This is a genomic window from Pseudomonas paraeruginosa PA7 (genome assembly GCF_000017205.1).
Classification (GTDB): Bacteria; Pseudomonadota; Gammaproteobacteria; order Pseudomonadales; family Pseudomonadaceae; genus Pseudomonas; species Pseudomonas paraeruginosa.
Genome location: NC_009656.1, coordinates 1,614,031 through 1,629,686, shown reverse-complemented (window position 1 = coordinate 1,629,686; position 15,656 = coordinate 1,614,031). Strand labels below are relative to the sequence as shown.

Here is a 15,656-nt window from a genome sequence, read left to right as displayed (position 1 = left end):
CGATGAAAACGTCCCACCTGATCCGTATCACCCTGCCCGGCGCTCTCGCCGCGGCATTGCTCGCCAGCCAGGTCAGCCAGGCCGCCGACCTGGTGCCCCCGCCCGGCTACTACGCGGCGGTCGGCGAGCGCAAGGGCAGCGCCGGCAGTTGTCCGTCGGTGCCGCCGCCGTACACCGGCAGCTTGGTCTTCACCAGCAAGTACGAAGGCTCCGATTCGGCGCGGGCGACCCTCAACGCCAAGGCGGAGAAGGCGTTCCGCTCGCAGATCAAGGACATCACCGACATGGAGCGCGGCGCCACCAAGCTGGTCACCCAGTACATGCGCAGCGGCCGCGACGGCGACCTGGTCTGCGCGCTGAACTGGATGAGCGCCTGGGCCCGCGCCGGCGCCCTGCAGAGCGATGATTTCAACCACACCGGCAAGTCCATGCGCAAATGGGCGCTGGGCAGCCTCTCCGGCGCCTACATGCGCCTGAAGTTCTCCAGTTCGCGTCCGCTCTCGGCCCATGCCGGGCAGAGCCGGGAGATCGAGGACTGGTTCGCCCGGCTCGGCACCCAGGTGGTCCGCGACTGGAGCAACCTGCCGCTGAAGAAGATCAACAACCATTCCTACTGGGCGGCCTGGTCGGTGATGTCCACCGCGGTGGTGACCAACCGCCGCGACCTCTTCGACTGGGCGGTGAGCGAATTCAAGGTCGCCGCCAACCAGGTCGACGAGCAGGGCTTCCTGCCCAACGAACTCAAGCGCCGCCAGCGCGCCCTCGCCTACCACAACTACGCATTGCCGCCGCTGGCGATGATCGCCGCGTTCGCCCAGGTCAACGGCGTCGACCTGCGCCAGGAGAACCACGGCGCCCTGCAGCGCCTGGCCGAGCGGGTGATGAACGGGGTCGACGACGAGGAAACCTTCGAGGAGAAGACCGGCGAAGACCAGGACATGACCGACCTCAAGGTCGACAACAAGTACGCCTGGCTGGAGCCCTACTGCGCCCTCTACCGCTGCGCGCCGAAGATGCTCGAGGCGAAGAAGGACCGCGAGCCGTTCAACAGCTTCCGCCTCGGCGGCGAAGTGACGCGGGTGTTCAGCCGCGAAGGGGGAAGTTGAGGCGTGGCGGGAAGCGGGCACGGAGGCCGGAGGGCCACGTGTCCCCATGCCCCGCTCGCTGACCAGGCGTCCCTCCAGGCACCACCCCGACCCATGCACGACAGACGCGGGCGGGCGCAACACCTTAGGCAACACCACGGGGAGGAAAACGGCGGGTCGTCCCGCCTTTCCTCGGGCGCTCCAGGGCGCGGAAAGGCAGGGCCGACCTGAATGGTTGACGCTCTAGAGAGAGAGACGGCATGGTCTTTTCTTCAAACGTGTTCCTGTTCCTGTTCCTGCCGGTCTTTCTCGGCCTGTACTACCTGAGCGGCGAACGTTACCGGAACCTGCTGCTGCTGATCGCCAGCTACGTGTTCTACGCCTGGTGGCGGGTGGACTTCCTCCTGCTGTTCGCCGGGGTCACCGTCTTCAACTACTGGATCGGCCTGCGCATCGGCGCCGCCGGCGTACGTACCAGGGCCGCGCAACGCTGGCTGATCCTCGGCGTGGTGGTCGACCTCTGCGTGCTCGGCTACTTCAAGTACGCCAACTTCGGCGTCGACAGCCTCAACGACATCATCACCTCGTTCGGCATGCAGCCGTTCGTGCTGACCCACATCCTGCTGCCGATCGGCATCTCGTTCTACACCTTCGAATCGATCAGCTACATCATCGACGTCTACCGCGGCGATACCCCGGCGACCCACAACCTGATCGACTTCGCCGCCTTCGTGGCGATCTTCCCGCACCTGATCGCCGGCCCGGTGCTGCGCTTCAAGGATCTGGTCGACCAGTTCAACCACCGTACCCACACCGTCGACAAGTTCGCCGAAGGCTGCACGCGCTTCATGCAGGGCTTCGTCAAGAAGGTGTTCATCGCCGACACCCTGGCCGCCGTCGCCGACCACTGCTTCGCCTTGCAGGACCCGACCACCGGCGACGCCTGGCTCGGCGCCCTGGCCTACACCGCGCAGCTCTACTTCGACTTCTCCGGCTACAGCGACATGGCCATCGGCCTCGGCCTGATGATGGGCTTCCGCTTCATGGAAAACTTCAACCAGCCCTACATCAGCCAGTCGATCACCGAGTTCTGGCGGCGCTGGCACATCAGCCTGTCGACCTGGCTGCGCGACTACCTCTACATCAGCCTGGGCGGCAACCGCGGCAGCACCTTCCAGACCTACCGCAACCTGTTCCTGACCATGCTCCTGGGCGGCCTGTGGCACGGCGCCAACTTCACCTACATCATCTGGGGCGCCTGGCACGGCATGTGGCTGGCGATCGAGCGGGCCCTCGGGGTGAACGCCGCGCCGCGCGTGCTCAACCCGTTGAAGTGGGCGTTCACCTTCCTCCTGGTGGTGATCGGCTGGGTGATCTTCCGCGCCGAGAACCTGCAGGTCGCCTGGCGCATGTACGACGCCATGTTCAGCTTCGGCACCTGGCAGCTTTCCGAACTGAATCGCGCCAGCCTCACCGGCCTGCAGGTCGGCACCCTGGTCCTGGCCTACCTGGTGCTGGCGTTCTTCGGCCTGCGCCAGTTCTACAACCAGCCATTGCAGAGCAAGGCGCCCAAGGCCGCGGCGAAGACCGACGAAGTCGCCGCCGACGGCCCGGCCAGCGCCCAGCCGCGCGCCCCGCGCGAGGCCGTCGGCGACCCGGCGGCGATCGCCTACTCGCCGAGCGGCGCGCTGGTCTACCAGCCGGGCTGGCTCAGCCAGTTACCCGTGCTGGCGACCCGCCTGGCGCTGCTCCTGCTGTTCGCCGCCTCGGTGCTGAAGCTCTCCGCGCAGAGCTACTCGCCCTTCCTCTACTTCCAGTTCTGAGCGAGGCCCACGCCATGACACAGAGCATTTCCCGCCCCCTGCAATATGCCTACATCGCCGCCTTCGGCGGGCTGCTGCTGGGGCTCGCCGGATGGTCGCTGAAGAGCGTCCCGGGCTTCTCCGCCGCGGCCGATACGCCACTGCTCAACGGCAAGCTGGCGCATGCCTTCGAAGCCCACTACGACAAGGAATTCCCGATCAAGCGCCTGGGCACCAACCTCTGGGCCGCGCTCGACTACACGCTGTTCCACGAGGGCCGCCCCGGCGTGGTGATCGGCAAGGACGGCTGGCTGTTCACCGACGAGGAATTCAAGCCGGCGCCCACCGCCCGGCAACTGGAAGACAACTGGGCGCTGGTCCGCGGCGTACGCCAGGAACTGGAGCGACGCGGCGTCAGGCTGGTGCTGGCGGTGATCCCGGCCAAGGCCCGCCTGTATCCCGAGCACATCGGTCGCGAGCAGCCGGCCGCGCTGCACGACAGCCTCTACCAGGACTTCCTGGCCCGCGCCCGTGCCGCCGGCATCGACAGTCCCGACCTGCTCGGCAGCCTGCGCCAGGCCAAGGACAACGGCGCGGTGTTCCTGCGCACCGATACCCACTGGTCGCCGCTCGGCGCGGAAACCGTGGCCCAGCGCCTCGGCGCGGAGATCCGCGAGGCACACCTGCTGGACGTACCGGCGCAGAACTTCGTCACCCGCGTCGGCGAGGAACGCACGCACAAGGGCGACCTGCTCAGCTTCCTGCCGCTCGACCCGCTGTTCGACGAACTGCTGCCGCGTCCGGAGCGGTTGCAGCAACGCACCACCGAAGCCGCGCCGGCACTGCCGGGCGGCGAGCAGTCCGGCGCGGACGCCGACCTCTTCGGCGATAGCCAGCAACCGCGCCTGGCACTGGTCGGCACCAGCTACAGCGCCAATCCCAGCTGGAACTTCGAGGGCGCGCTGAAACAGGCGCTGTCCGCCGACCTGATCAATTACGCGAAGGAGGGCAAGGGCCCGCTCGAACCGATGCTGGAGCTGCTGCAGGACGAAGGTTTTCGCAAGGACCCGCCGCAGCTGCTGGTCTGGGAGTTCCCCGAGCGCTACCTGCCGATGGCCAGCGACCTCAGCCAGTTCGACGCCGACTGGGTCGCCCAGCTGAAGGCCAGCGGCGGCCGCGACGAGCGCCTGGCCGCCAGCCGCAACGATTGAACGAACACAGCCAAGGCTGTTTACCCGGGGCCGAACGCCCCGCTGAAGAAGAAGCAACGGAGGAATACCCATGAACCCGATGACCCGCCGCCACACCTGGACCCGCCTGGCCTGCGCCCTTTCCCTCGGCGTCGCCGCGTTCGCCGCGCAGGCCGACGAAGGCGCCCTGTACGGGCCCCAGGCACCCAAGGGCTCGGCCTTCGTCCGCGCCTACAACGCCGGCAACAGCGAGCTCGACGTGTCGGTCGGCAGCACCAGCCTGAACGACGTCGCGCCGCTCGGCTCCAGCGACTTCAAGTTCCTCCCCCCCGGCAGCTACACCGCCCAGGTCGGCCAGCAGAGCCTGCCGGTCAAACTCGACCCGGACAGCTACTACACCCTGGTCAGCCAGCCCGGCGGCAAGCCGCAGCTGGTGGCCGAGCCGCCGTTCAAGAACAAGCAGAAGGCGCTGGTGCGGGTGCAGAACCTCAGCGGTTCGAAGCTGACCCTGAAGACCGCCGACGGCAAGACCGACGTGGTCAAGGACGTCGGCCCGCAAAGCCACGGCGACCGCGAGATCAACCCGGTGAAGGTGAACCTGGCGCTGTTCGACGGCAGCAGGAAGGTCAGCGACCTGAAGCCGGTCACCCTGGCCCGCGGCGAGGTGGTCTGCCTGTACGTCACCGGCAGCGGCGGCAAGCTCTCGCCGGTCTGGGTCAAGCGCCCGGTGAAGGCGGATTGAGAGCGACCGGGAGGGGCTCGCCCCTCCCGGCATTCCACACAACAAGACCGGCCCGACACCGGCGCACCAACCGTCAGCGCTCCCGCAGAAGGAGCGCACTGGAGAGGTCACCCGGGGCTCCGTGGAGCCCGGTAACGAGATATCCCGCCGCGCGGCGGGATCCCTAGACAGACGCATCGCTTCAAGGAGAAACAACATGATCCCAGTAATCCTTTCCGGTGGCAGCGGCTCGCGACTCTGGCCTCTTTCCCGCAAGCAGTACCCCAAGCAGTTCCTCGCCCTTACCGGCGACGACACCCTGTTCCAGCAGACCATCAAGCGCCTGGCCTTCGACGGCATGCAGGCGCCGCTGCTGGTGTGCAACAAGGAGCACCGCTTCATCGTCCAGGAACAGCTGGAGGCGCAAAACCTGGCGAGCCAGGCGATCCTGCTCGAACCCTTCGGCCGCAACACCGCGCCGGCGGTGGCCATCGCCGCGATGAAACTGGTCGCCGAAGGCCGCGACGAACTGCTGCTGATCCTTCCCGCCGACCACGTGATCGAGGACCAGCGCGCCTTCCAGCAGGCCCTGGCGCTGGCCACCAACGCCGCCGAAAAGGGCGAGATGGTGCTCTTCGGCATTCCCGCCAGCCGCCCCGAGACCGGCTACGGCTACATCCGGGCGAGCGCCGATACGCAACTGCCGGAAGGCGTCAGCCGGGTGCAGAGCTTCGTCGAGAAACCCGATGAAGCCCACGCCCGCGAGTTCGTCGCCGCCGGCGGCTACTACTGGAACAGCGGCATGTTCCTGTTCCGCGCCAGCCGCTACCTGGAAGAACTGAAGAAGCACGACGCCGACATCTATGACACCTGCCTGCTGGCCCTGGAGCGCAGCCAGCACGACGGCGACCTGGTGAACATCGACGCCGCCACCTTCGAGTGCTGCCCGGACAATTCCATCGACTACGCGGTGATGGAGAAGACCTCGCGCGCCTGCGTGGTGCCGCTGTCCGCCGGCTGGAACGACGTCGGCAGCTGGTCGTCGATCTGGGACGTGCACGCCAAGGACGCCAACGGCAACGTCACCAAGGGCGACGTGCTGGTCCACGACAGCCACAACTGCCTGGTGCACGGCAACGGCAAGCTGGTCTCGGTGATCGGCCTGGAGGACATCGTGGTGGTGGAAACCAAGGATGCCATGATGATCGCCCACAAGGACCGGGTGCAGGACGTCAAGCACGTGGTCAAGGACCTCGACGCCCAGGGCCGCAGCGAGACCCAGAACCACTGCGAGGTCTACCGTCCGTGGGGCTCCTACGACTCGGTGGACATGGGCGGCCGCTTCCAGGTCAAGCACATCACCGTGAAACCCGGCGCGCGCCTCTCGCTGCAGATGCACCACCACCGCGCCGAGCACTGGATCGTGGTTTCCGGCACCGCCCAGGTGACCTGCGATGACAAGACCTTCCTGCTCACCGAGAACCAGTCGACCTACATCCCGATCGCCTCCGTGCACCGCCTGGCCAACCCCGGCAAGATCCCGCTGGAGATCATCGAGGTGCAGTCCGGCAGCTACCTCGGCGAGGACGATATCGAGCGCCTGGAGGACGTCTACGGGCGCACCGCCGAACCGGCCCTGCAAGTGGTCGCCGGCAGCCGCTGAAGCGGCTTTTCCGGCAACCCCCGACGGAGCGATCCGGCGGGGGTTTTTCTTTTCCTGCCGGCTCCCTTTCGATATACGGCTCTGTTTCCGGCACCTGCCTCTAATTATTTAAAAGAGTCTGCAAGATAATCCCCCTGGAAATTCAAAGAGCCATTCCCGCAAACATCAAAAATGCCTGAATAAACAGCTGAAGCCCGCTATTTCTTTAGCTCCAAGCAATTCCTACAGATTATCCAACTTCATTCAGCATTCATTCAGGCGACGTTAAGCCAGTCTTAACAAACGTTCAGGCAGCATTCAGCGACATATAAATAACCTCTTCGTACCGCCCTCCCAGTACCGAGGCTTCATTACATGTCACTGGACTTTCTGCCATTCTCCCGGCCAAGCATCGGCGAGGACGAAATCGCCGCCGTGGAGCAGGTCCTGCGTTCCGGCTGGATCACCACCGGGCCGCAGAACCAGGAGCTCGAACAGCGCTTCGCCGAACGCCTCGGCTGCCGCCACGCGGTGGCGCTATCCTCGGCCACCGGCGCCCTGCACGTCACCCTGCTGGCGCTGGGCATCGGCCCCGGCGACGAAGTGATCACGCCGTCGCTGACCTGGGTCTCCACCGCCAACGTCATCACCCTGCTCGGCGCCACCCCGGTGTTCGTCGACGTCGACCGCGACACCCTGATGTGTTCGGCGCAGGCAGTGGAAGCCGCCATCGGCCCGCGCACCCGCGCCATCGTGCCGGTTCACTACGCCGGCTCCACCCTGGATCTCGAAGGCCTGCGCACGGTCGCCGGGCGCCACGGCATCGCCCTGGTCGAGGACGCCGCCCACGCGGTCGGCAGCGAATACCGCGGGCGCCCGGTAGGCGCCCGCGGCACGGCGATCTTTTCCTTCCACGCGATCAAGAACCTGACCTGCGCCGAAGGCGCGATGTTCGTCAGCGACGACAGTGCCCTCGCCGAACGGGTCCGCCGCCTCAAGTTCCACGGCCTCGGGGTCGATGCCTACGACCGCCTGAGCCATGGACGCAAGCCGCAGGCGGAAGTGATCGAGCCCGGTTTCAAATACAACCTGGCCGACCTCAACGCCGCCCTCGCGCTGGTCCAGCTCAAGCGCCTGGACGCGCTCAACGCGCGCCGCCAGGCCCTCGCCGAACGCTACCTGGAACGCCTCGCCGGCCTGCCGCTGGCGCCGCTCGGCCTGCCCGCGCACGCGCAGCGCCACGCCTGGCACCTGTTCATCCTGCGCATCGACGCCGAGGCCTGCGGCCTGGGCCGCGACGCCTTCATGGAAGCCCTGAAGGCGCGCGGCATCGGTAGCGGCATCCATTTCATCGCCAGTCACCTGCACCACTACTACCGCCAGCGCCAGCCGCGCCTGAGCCTGCCCAACAGCGAGTGGAACTCGGCCCGCCTGTGCTCCATCCCGCTGTTCCCCGACATGCGCGACGACGACATCGAGCGCGTCGCCCGCGCCATCGAGGACATCCTGGAGAAACGTCGATGAAGCCCTATCCGATCGACCTGGTCTCGGTGGTCATCCCGGTCTACAACGAGGAAGCCAGCCTGCCCGAACTGCTGCGCCGCACCGAGGCTGCCTGTCGCTCGCTGGGCCGCGCCTTCGAGATCGTGCTGGTCGACGACGGCAGTCGCGACCGCTCCGCGGAACTCTTGCAGGCCGCCGCCGAACGCGACGGCTGCGCCGTGGTGGCGGTGATCCTCAACCGCAACTACGGCCAGCACGCGGCGATCCTCGCCGGCTTCGAGCAGTCGCGCGGCGACTTGGTGATCACCCTCGACGCCGACCTGCAGAACCCGCCTGAGGAAATCCCGCGCCTGGTGGAACGCGCCGCGCAGGGCTACGACGTGGTCGGCAGCATCCGCGACAATCGCCGCGATTCCGCCTGGCGGCGCTGGCCGTCGCGCCTGGTGAACCTGGCGGTGCAGCGCTCCACCGGGGTTGCCATGCACGACTACGGCTGCATGCTGCGCGCCTACCGGCGCAGCATCGTCGAAGCGATGCTGGCCTGCCGCGAACGCAGCACCTTCATTCCGATCCTCGCAAACGGCTTCGCCCGGCATACCTGCGAGATCCGCGTCGCCCACGCCGAGCGCGCCCACGGCGAATCGAAATACAGCGCGATGCGCCTGCTCAACCTGATGTTCGACCTGGTCACCTGCATGACCACCACGCCGCTGCGCCTGCTCAGCCTGGTCGGCGGCGGCATGGCCCTGGCCGGCTTCCTCTTCGCCCTGTTCCTCCTCGTGCTGCGCCTGGCCTTCGGCGCCGCCTGGGCCGGTAACGGCCTGTTCGTGCTGTTCGCCGTGCTGTTCATGTTCAGCGGCGTGCAGTTGCTCGGCATGGGCCTGCTCGGCGAGTACCTCGGGCGCATGTACAGCGACGTTCGCGCACGGCCGCGCTTCTTCATCGAGCGCGTGGTCCGCGCCGCACCTTCCGCGCTTCCCTCGGCCCTGCAGCGGGCCGGTTTCACCTCTTCATCCAGCGAGCCTTCCACGCCATGACCTCGAAAGCCGTCGTCTTCGCCTACCACGACATCGGTTGCACCGGTATCGAAGCCCTGCTCAATGCCGGCTACGAGATCGCCGCCGTCTTCACCCATGCCGACGACCCACGGGAAAACACCTTCTACGCCTCGGTCGCACGCCTCTGCGCCGAGCGCGGCATTGCGCTGCACGCGCCCGAGGACGTGAACCATCCGCTGTGGCTGGAGCGTATCCGCCAACTGCGCCCGGACTTCCTGTTCTCCTTCTACTACCGCCGCCTGCTCGGCGCCGAGCTGCTCGCCTGCGCCGCACGCGGCGCCTACAACCTGCACGGTTCGCTGCTGCCGCGCTACCGCGGACGCGCACCGGCGAACTGGGTACTGGTCAACGGCGAAACGCAGACCGGGGTGACCCTGCATCGCATGGTCGAGCGCGCCGACGCCGGGCCGATCCTCGCCCAGCAGGCCGTCGCCATCGACCCCGAGGACACCGCCCTGAGCCTGCACGGCAAGCTGCGCAAGGCCGCCGGCGCCCTGCTGCGCGACAGCCTGCCGCTGCTCGCCCTCGGCGTGCTGCCGGAAGTCGAGCAGGACGAGAGCCAGGCCAGCCACTTCGGCCGGCGCACCGCGGCGGACGGCCTGCTCGACTGGCACAGGCCGGCACGGCAGCTGTACGACCTGGTACGCGCGGTGACCCAGCCCTACCCCGGCGCCTTCTGCCAGGTCGGCGAGCAGAAGCTGATCGTCTGGAGCGCCGAGGTGGTCGCCGGCAACCACGGCCGCGAGCCGGGCAGCGTACTGTCCTGCGACCCGCTGCGGATCGCCTGCGGCGAGGACTCGCTGGTGCTGCGCTTCGGCCAGCGCGGCGAGCGCGGCCTGTACCTGGCCGGCACGCAACTGGCCACCGAGCTGGGCCTGGTCGAGGGCGCGCGCCTGCGCGGCCCGGCGTCCGGCCCGCAGCGCCGCACGCGGGTGCTGATCCTCGGGGTCAACGGTTTCATCGGCAACCACCTGTCCGAACGCCTGCTGCGCGACGGTCGCTACGAGGTCCACGGCATGGACATCGGCTCCGACGCCATCGAAAGGCTCAAGGCCGACCCGCATTTCCACTTCGTCGAAGGCGACATCGGCATCCATTCGGAGTGGCTCGAATACCATGTGAAGAAATGCGACGTGATCCTGCCACTGGTAGCCATCGCCACGCCCATCGAGTACACGCGCAACCCGCTGCGGGTGTTCGAACTGGACTTCGAGGAAAACCTGCGGATCGTCCGCTACTGCGTGAAATACGGCAAACGCGTGGTGTTCCCTTCCACCTCCGAGGTCTACGGCATGTGCCAGGACCCGGACTTCGACGAAGACCGCTCGAACCTGGTGGTCGGGCCGATCAACAAGCAGCGCTGGATCTACTCGGTGTCCAAGCAGTTGCTCGACCGGGTGATCTGGGCCTACGGCCAGCAGGGCCTGCGCTTCACCCTGTTCCGTCCGTTCAACTGGATGGGCCCGCGCCTGGACCGCCTGGAGTCGGCGCGGATCGGCAGCTCGCGGGCGATCACCCAGCTCATCCTGCACCTGGTCGAAGGCACGCCGATCCGCCTGGTCGACGGCGGCGCGCAGAAGCGCTGCTTCACCGACGTCGACGACGGCATCGAGGCCCTCGCGCGGATCATCGACAACCGCGACGGCCGCTGCGACGGGCAGATCGTCAACATCGGCAACCCGGACAACGAGGCGAGCATCCGCCAGCTCGGCGAGGAACTGCTGCGCCAGTTCGAGGCCCACCCGCTGCGCGCGCAGTTCCCGCCCTTCGCCGGCTTTCGCGAGGTGGAGAGCCGCAGCTTCTACGGCGACGGCTACCAGGACGTGGCCCACCGCAAGCCGAGCATCGAAAACGCCCGGCGCCTGCTCGACTGGCAGCCCGCCATCGAACTGCGCGAGACCATCGGCAAGACCCTCGACTTCTTCCTCCACGAAGCGCTCCGCGAGCGCGAGGCTCAGGCGTGATCCAGGCCGGCCTGCGCATCGACGTCGACACCTTCCGCGGCACCCGCGACGGGGTGCCGCGGCTGCTCGACCTGCTCGACGAAGCCGGGCTGAAGGCGACCTTCTTCTTCAGCGTCGGCCCGGACAACATGGGCCGCCACCTCTGGCGCCTGGCGCGCCCGGCGTTCCTCTGGAAGATGCTCCGCTCGCGCGCCGCCAGCCTGTATGGCTGGGACATCCTGCTGGCCGGCACCGCCTGGCCGGGCAAGCCGATCGGCCGCGAACTCGGCCCGCTGATGCGGCGGACCCAGGCCGCCGGCCACGAGGTCGGCCTGCATGCCTGGGACCACCATGCCTGGCAGACCCACGCCGGCGTCTGGAGCGCGCAGCAGCTCGGCGAGCAGATCCGCCGCGGCAGCGATTGCCTGGCGGACATCCTCGGCCAGCCGGTGCGCTGTTCCGCCGCCGCCGGCTGGCGCGCCGACGGCCGGGTGGTCGAGGCCAAGCAGCCCTTCGGTTTCCGCTACAACAGCGACTGCCGCGGACGCGGCGCGTTCCGCCCGCGCCTGGCCGACGGCAGCCCCGGCATCCCGCAGGTGCCGGTGAACCTGCCGACCTTCGACGAGGTGGTCGGTCCCGGCCTGCCGCGCGAGGCCTACAACGACTTCATCCTGGAACGCTTCGCCGCTGGGCGCGACAACGTCTACACCATCCACGCCGAGGTCGAGGGGCTGCTCCTCGCCCCGGCATTCCGCGAACTGCTGCGGCGCGCCGAACGGCGTGGCATCCGCTTCCGCCCGTTGGGCGAACTGCTGCCGGACGATCCACGCAGCCTGCCGCTGGCCGAACTGGTGCGCGGCCGTCTGGCCGGTCGCGAGGGCTGGCTGGGAGTGCGCCAGCCATGAACCGCCGCCAGACCTGGTCACTGCTGCTGATCGCCTTCGGCCTGTTCTACCTGGTTCCGCTGAGCAACCATGGCCTGTGGATTCCCGACGAGACCCGCTACGCGCAGATCAGCCAGGCGATGCTGCTGGGCGGCGACTGGGTGTCGCCGCACTTCCTCGGCCTGCGCTACTTCGAGAAGCCGGTCGCCGGCTACTGGATGATCGCCCTCGGTCAGGCGGTCTTCGGCGAAAACCTGTTCGGCGTGCGCATCGCCTCGGTCGTCGCCACCGCCCTCAGCGTCCTGCTCGCCTACCTGCTGGCCCGCCGCCTGTGGCGGGACCCGCGCACCAGCCTGGCGTGCGCGCTGCTCTACGCCAGCTTCGGGTTGATCGCCGGGCAGTCCGGCTACGCCAACCTCGACCCTCAATTCACCTTCTGGGTCAACCTGAGCCTGGTGGCGCTGTGGTACGCCCTCGACGCGGGGAGCCGCCGCGCGCGCCTCCTCGGCTGGACCCTGCTCGGCCTCGCCTGCGGCATGGGCTTCCTGACCAAGGGCTTCCTCGCCTGGCTGCTGCCGGTGCTGGTCGCCCTGCCCTACATGCTCTGGCAGCGGCGCTGGCGCGAGCTGCTCGGCTACGGCGCGCTGGCGGTGCTAGTGGCGCTACTCGTCTGCCTGCCCTGGGCGCTCGCCGTGCATGCGCGGGAAGCGGACTACTGGCGATTCTTCTTCTGGCACGAACACATCCGCCGCTTCGCCGGCGAAGATGCCCAGCACTCTCGCCCGTGGTGGTTCTACCTGCCGCTGCTGGCGGTCGCCTGCCTGCCCTGGAGCGGCCTGCTGCCGAGCGCGCTGCGCCAGGCCTGGCACGAGCGGCACCAGCCGCCGGTGGCGTTCCTCGCGCTATGGCTGCTGTTGCCGCTGGCGTTCTTCAGCCTGAGCCGGGGCAAGCTGCCGACCTACATCATGCCCTGCCTGCTGCCGCTGGCGCTGCTCATGGGCCACGCCCTGGTGCAGCGGCTGCGCCAGGCGGACAGCCTCGCGCTGCGCGGCAACGGGCTGCTCAACCTGGGCCTGGCGCTCCTCGCGCTGGCGGCCCTGGCCTACCTGCAACTGCGCAAGCCGGTGTACCAGGAAGAACCCTTCGAGCTGTTCCTGGTCCTGCTGGTGATCGGCGCCTGGGCCGCCGCCGGCCTCGCCCAGTGGCGCTACCCGCTACGCGCCTGGGCCGCGCCGCTGCTGGCGAGCTGGGTACTGATCGCGCTGCTGCCGGCGGCGATGCCCAACCAGGTGGTGCAGAACAAGACCCCCGACCTGTTCGTCGCCGAACACCTCGACGAACTGACCGGCGCCCGCCATCTGCTGAGCAACGACCTCGGCGCCGCCTCGGCCCTCGCCTGGCGCCTGCGCCGTGGCGACGTGACGCTCTACGACACGCGCGGCGAGCTGAAGTACGGCCTCTCCTACCCCGAGCACAGCCAGCGCAGCGTGCCCTTGGCAGACATCCGCCAGTGGCTCTGGCGGGCACGCCAGGACGGCTCGGTTGCCGTGCTGCTGCGGATCAACAGCGCTAGCGACCGCTACCAACTGGCGCTGTTGCCGGGCGACGGCGAACGCTACCGGAACGGCAACCTGGTCCTGGCGGTCCTGCCGCAGGTGCGCCCATGAGCGCCGCGCTGCTGCTCGCCACCCTGCTCATGACCGGCCTCGGCCAGGTTGCGCAGAAGCTCACCGTGGAGCACTGGCGCCTGGTCGCCGCCGACGGCTGGGCGGCGCGCCTGCGCAGTCCGTGGCCGTGGCTGGCGCTGCTCGCCCTCGGACTCGGACTGGCCTGCTGGCTGCTGCTCCTGCAACGGGTGGAAGTCGGCAGCGCCTATCCGATGCTGGCGCTGAACTTCGTCCTGGTCACCCTGGTGGCACGCTTCGTCTTCGATGAGCCGGTGGATCGCCGCCACCTCGCCGGCCTGCTGCTGATCGTCGCCGGCGTGGCCCTGCTCGGAAGGCAGGCATGAACGTGCCGCGCGGCTGGCTGGCGGCCCTGGGCAGCGTGCTGCTGGTCAGCGCCGCCCAGCTCGGCATGCGCTGGGGCATGAGCCGCCTGCCGCTGCCGGAAGCCTGGGCCGGGCAAACGCCGGAGCACGCCGCGCTGCTCGCGGTGGCCCTGGCGGTGGCGGCCTATGCCGCCTCCCTGCTGTGCTGGCTGGCCGCCCTGCGCCACCTGCCGCTGGGCCGCGCCTACAGCCTGTTGAGCGCCAGCTACGCGCTGGTCTACCTGCTGGCGGCGAGCCTGCCGGCGTTCGAGGAAACCTTCACTACCGGCAAGACCCTGGGCGTGGGCCTGGTGGTGCTCGGCGTGTTGACCGTCAACGCCCGCCGCACCGCTGCCGCGCCCGCGCATCATCCGTCGAGGAAAGCACTATGAAGATCAGCGTATTCGGCAGTGGCTATGTGGGACTGGTGCAGGCCGCCGTCCTCGCCGAGGTGGGCCACGATGTGTTGTGCATGGACATCGACCGGAACAAGGTCGAACGCCTCGCCGCAGGCCTCGCCAGCATCTACGAACCCGGGCTCGACGCCTTGCTGCGCGACGGCCTGGACAGTGGCCGCCTGCGCTTCACCAGCGATGCGCGCCTCGCCGTGGAACATGGCCGGGTGCAGTTCATCGCCGTCGGCACGCCGCCCGGCGCGGACGGCGCCGCCGACCTCGGCGCGGTGTTCGCGGTGGCCGATGCCATCGCCGAGCACCGCCGCAAGCCGGTGATCGTGGTGGAAAAGTCCACCGTGCCGGTGGGCACCGGCGACCGCCTGCGCGCGCACATCGAGCGGCGCCTGGAAGCCGACGGCCGCGAACTGGAATTCGAGATCGTCTCCAATCCGGAATTCCTCAAGGAAGGCTCCGCCGTCGCCGACTGCCGACGCCCCGACCGCATCGTGGTCGGCTGCGACAACGAAGAGGTGCGCCAGGTGATGCGCGAACTCTACGAGCCGTTCAACCGCAACCACGAGCGCATGCTGTTCATGGGCCTGCGCAGCGCCGAGCTGACCAAGTACGCGGCGAACGGCATGCTGGCGACCAAGATCAGCTTCATCAACCAGATCGCCGAACTGGCCGAACACCTCGGCGCCGACATCGAGGCGGTACGCCAGGGCATCGGCGCCGACCCGCGGATCGGCTACCACTTCATCTACCCCGGCTGCGGCTACGGCGGCTCCTGTTTCCCCAAGGACATGCGCGCGCTGATCCACAGCGCCGAGCAGGCGCATTGCTCCAGCGACCTGTTGCAGGCAGTGGAGGCGATCAACCAGCGGCAGAAGCACAAGCTGTTCGAACGCATCCGGGTGTTCTACGACGGCGACCTGCGCGGCAAGACCTTCGCCCTCTGGGGCCTGGCCTTCAAGCCGAACACCGACGACATGCGCGACGCGCCCAGCCGCGAACTGATGGAAGCGCTCTGGCGCCACGGCGCGCAGGTGCGCGCCTACGATCCCGAAGCCATGCGGGAAACCCAGCGGCTCTACGGCCACGACGAACGCCTGAGCCTGATGGGCACTCCCGAGGCAACCCTGGGAGGCGCCGACGCGCTGGTCATCTGCACCGAGTGGCAGCAATTCAAGGCGCCGGATTTCGAACTGCTCAAGGAACGCCTGAAGGCCCCGGTGATCTTCGACGGGCGCAACCTCTACGACCCTGAGCGCATGGCCCGCCACGGCTTCCACTACTACCCGATGGGGCGCGGGCAGTCCTGCTCGCTGCCGATCAACGAGGCCAGCCTCGCACAGGAGGATGGCTTGCGCCTGTTGCGCCAGGCCTGAGGCCGCCCCAGGTCGG

General features: G+C 68.3%; 13 protein-coding genes. All 13 read left to right on the top strand.

Annotated features, from left to right (window positions below; genetic code table 11):
* The first annotated feature begins 2 nt into the window (after window positions 1-2).
* Window positions 3-1,106 (top strand): alginate biosynthesis protein AlgL, encoded by a 1,104-nt coding sequence (algL, locus tag PSPA7_RS07630; RefSeq protein ID WP_012074764.1) that lies wholly within the window; start codon window positions 3-5, stop codon window positions 1,104-1,106.
* Window positions 1,107-1,345: 239 nt separating this feature from the next.
* The gene (locus PSPA7_RS07625; protein ID WP_012074763.1) at window positions 1,346-2,908 is read left to right on the top strand and encodes an MBOAT family O-acyltransferase; all 1,563 of its coding nucleotides are present in this window, start codon (window positions 1,346-1,348) and stop codon (window positions 2,906-2,908) included.
* A gap of 14 nt (window positions 2,909-2,922) precedes the next feature.
* Entirely contained in the window at window positions 2,923-4,098 is a 1,176-nt protein-coding gene (gene algJ / locus PSPA7_RS07620) for an alginate O-acetyltransferase (protein ID WP_003157810.1), read from the top strand.
* 70 nt (window positions 4,099-4,168) lie between these two features.
* On the top strand, window positions 4,169-4,819 hold the full coding sequence (gene algF, locus PSPA7_RS07615; protein WP_012074762.1) for an alginate O-acetyltransferase AlgF: 651 nt from the start codon (window positions 4,169-4,171) through the stop codon (window positions 4,817-4,819).
* A gap of 196 nt (window positions 4,820-5,015) precedes the next feature.
* On the top strand, window positions 5,016-6,461 hold the full coding sequence (locus PSPA7_RS07610; protein WP_012074761.1) for a mannose-1-phosphate guanylyltransferase/mannose-6-phosphate isomerase: 1,446 nt from the start codon (window positions 5,016-5,018) through the stop codon (window positions 6,459-6,461).
* A 354-nt stretch (window positions 6,462-6,815) separates the two neighbouring features.
* Window positions 6,816-7,964 (top strand): UDP-4-amino-4-deoxy-L-arabinose aminotransferase, encoded by a 1,149-nt coding sequence (gene arnB / locus PSPA7_RS07605; RefSeq protein ID WP_012074760.1) that lies wholly within the window; start codon window positions 6,816-6,818, stop codon window positions 7,962-7,964.
* Complete coding sequence (gene arnC / locus PSPA7_RS07600) at window positions 7,961-8,980, top strand: undecaprenyl-phosphate 4-deoxy-4-formamido-L-arabinose transferase (RefSeq protein ID WP_012074759.1); 1,020 nt, start codon at window positions 7,961-7,963, stop codon at window positions 8,978-8,980. The genes arnB and arnC overlap by 4 nt, the downstream gene beginning before the upstream one ends.
* Entirely contained in the window at window positions 8,977-10,965 is a 1,989-nt protein-coding gene (gene arnA / locus PSPA7_RS07595; protein WP_012074758.1) for a bifunctional UDP-4-amino-4-deoxy-L-arabinose formyltransferase/UDP-glucuronic acid oxidase ArnA, read from the top strand. The genes arnC and arnA overlap by 4 nt, the downstream gene beginning before the upstream one ends.
* Window positions 10,962-11,849: a 4-deoxy-4-formamido-L-arabinose-phosphoundecaprenol deformylase gene (gene arnD / locus PSPA7_RS07590; RefSeq protein WP_012074757.1), complete on the top strand. Its 888-nt coding sequence runs from the start codon at window positions 10,962-10,964 to the stop codon at window positions 11,847-11,849. Before arnA ends, arnD begins: the two co-directional genes overlap by 4 nt.
* Window positions 11,846-13,495, top strand: coding sequence for a lipid IV(A) 4-amino-4-deoxy-L-arabinosyltransferase (gene arnT, locus PSPA7_RS07585; RefSeq protein WP_012074756.1), 1,650 nt, complete (start codon window positions 11,846-11,848; stop codon window positions 13,493-13,495). The genes arnD and arnT overlap by 4 nt, the downstream gene beginning before the upstream one ends.
* Complete coding sequence (locus PSPA7_RS07580) at window positions 13,492-13,839, top strand: EamA family transporter (protein WP_012074755.1); 348 nt, start codon at window positions 13,492-13,494, stop codon at window positions 13,837-13,839. Before arnT ends, PSPA7_RS07580 begins: the two co-directional genes overlap by 4 nt.
* The gene (arnF, locus tag PSPA7_RS07575; RefSeq protein WP_012074754.1) at window positions 13,836-14,249 is read left to right on the top strand and encodes a 4-amino-4-deoxy-L-arabinose-phosphoundecaprenol flippase subunit ArnF; all 414 of its coding nucleotides are present in this window, start codon (window positions 13,836-13,838) and stop codon (window positions 14,247-14,249) included. Before PSPA7_RS07580 ends, arnF begins: the two co-directional genes overlap by 4 nt.
* Window positions 14,246-15,640, top strand: coding sequence for a UDP-glucose 6-dehydrogenase (locus PSPA7_RS07570; protein ID WP_012074753.1), 1,395 nt, complete (start codon window positions 14,246-14,248; stop codon window positions 15,638-15,640). Before arnF ends, PSPA7_RS07570 begins: the two co-directional genes overlap by 4 nt.
* The last annotated feature ends 16 nt before the right edge of the window (window positions 15,641-15,656 follow it).

Bases quoted from the DNA above. Each gene is read 5' to 3' on its own strand.
- algL (WP_012074764.1), top strand. From the start codon at position 3: ATGAAAACGTCCCACCTGATCCGTATCACCCTGCCCGGCGCTCTCGCC.
- PSPA7_RS07625 (WP_012074763.1), top strand. From the start codon at position 1,346: ATGGTCTTTTCTTCAAACGTGTTCCTGTTCCTGTTCCTGCCGGTCTTT.
- algJ (WP_003157810.1), top strand. From the start codon at position 2,923: ATGACACAGAGCATTTCCCGCCCCCTGCAATATGCCTACATCGCCGCC.
- algF (WP_012074762.1), top strand. From the start codon at position 4,169: ATGAACCCGATGACCCGCCGCCACACCTGGACCCGCCTGGCCTGCGCC.
- PSPA7_RS07610 (WP_012074761.1), top strand. From the start codon at position 5,016: ATGATCCCAGTAATCCTTTCCGGTGGCAGCGGCTCGCGACTCTGGCCT.
- arnB (WP_012074760.1), top strand. From the start codon at position 6,816: ATGTCACTGGACTTTCTGCCATTCTCCCGGCCAAGCATCGGCGAGGAC.
- arnC (WP_012074759.1), top strand. From the start codon at position 7,961: ATGAAGCCCTATCCGATCGACCTGGTCTCGGTGGTCATCCCGGTCTAC.
- arnA (WP_012074758.1), top strand. From the start codon at position 8,977: ATGACCTCGAAAGCCGTCGTCTTCGCCTACCACGACATCGGTTGCACC.
- arnT (WP_012074756.1), top strand. From the start codon at position 11,846: ATGAACCGCCGCCAGACCTGGTCACTGCTGCTGATCGCCTTCGGCCTG.
- PSPA7_RS07580 (WP_012074755.1), top strand. From the start codon at position 13,492: ATGAGCGCCGCGCTGCTGCTCGCCACCCTGCTCATGACCGGCCTCGGC.
- arnF (WP_012074754.1), top strand. From the start codon at position 13,836: ATGAACGTGCCGCGCGGCTGGCTGGCGGCCCTGGGCAGCGTGCTGCTG.
- PSPA7_RS07570 (WP_012074753.1), top strand. From the start codon at position 14,246: ATGAAGATCAGCGTATTCGGCAGTGGCTATGTGGGACTGGTGCAGGCC.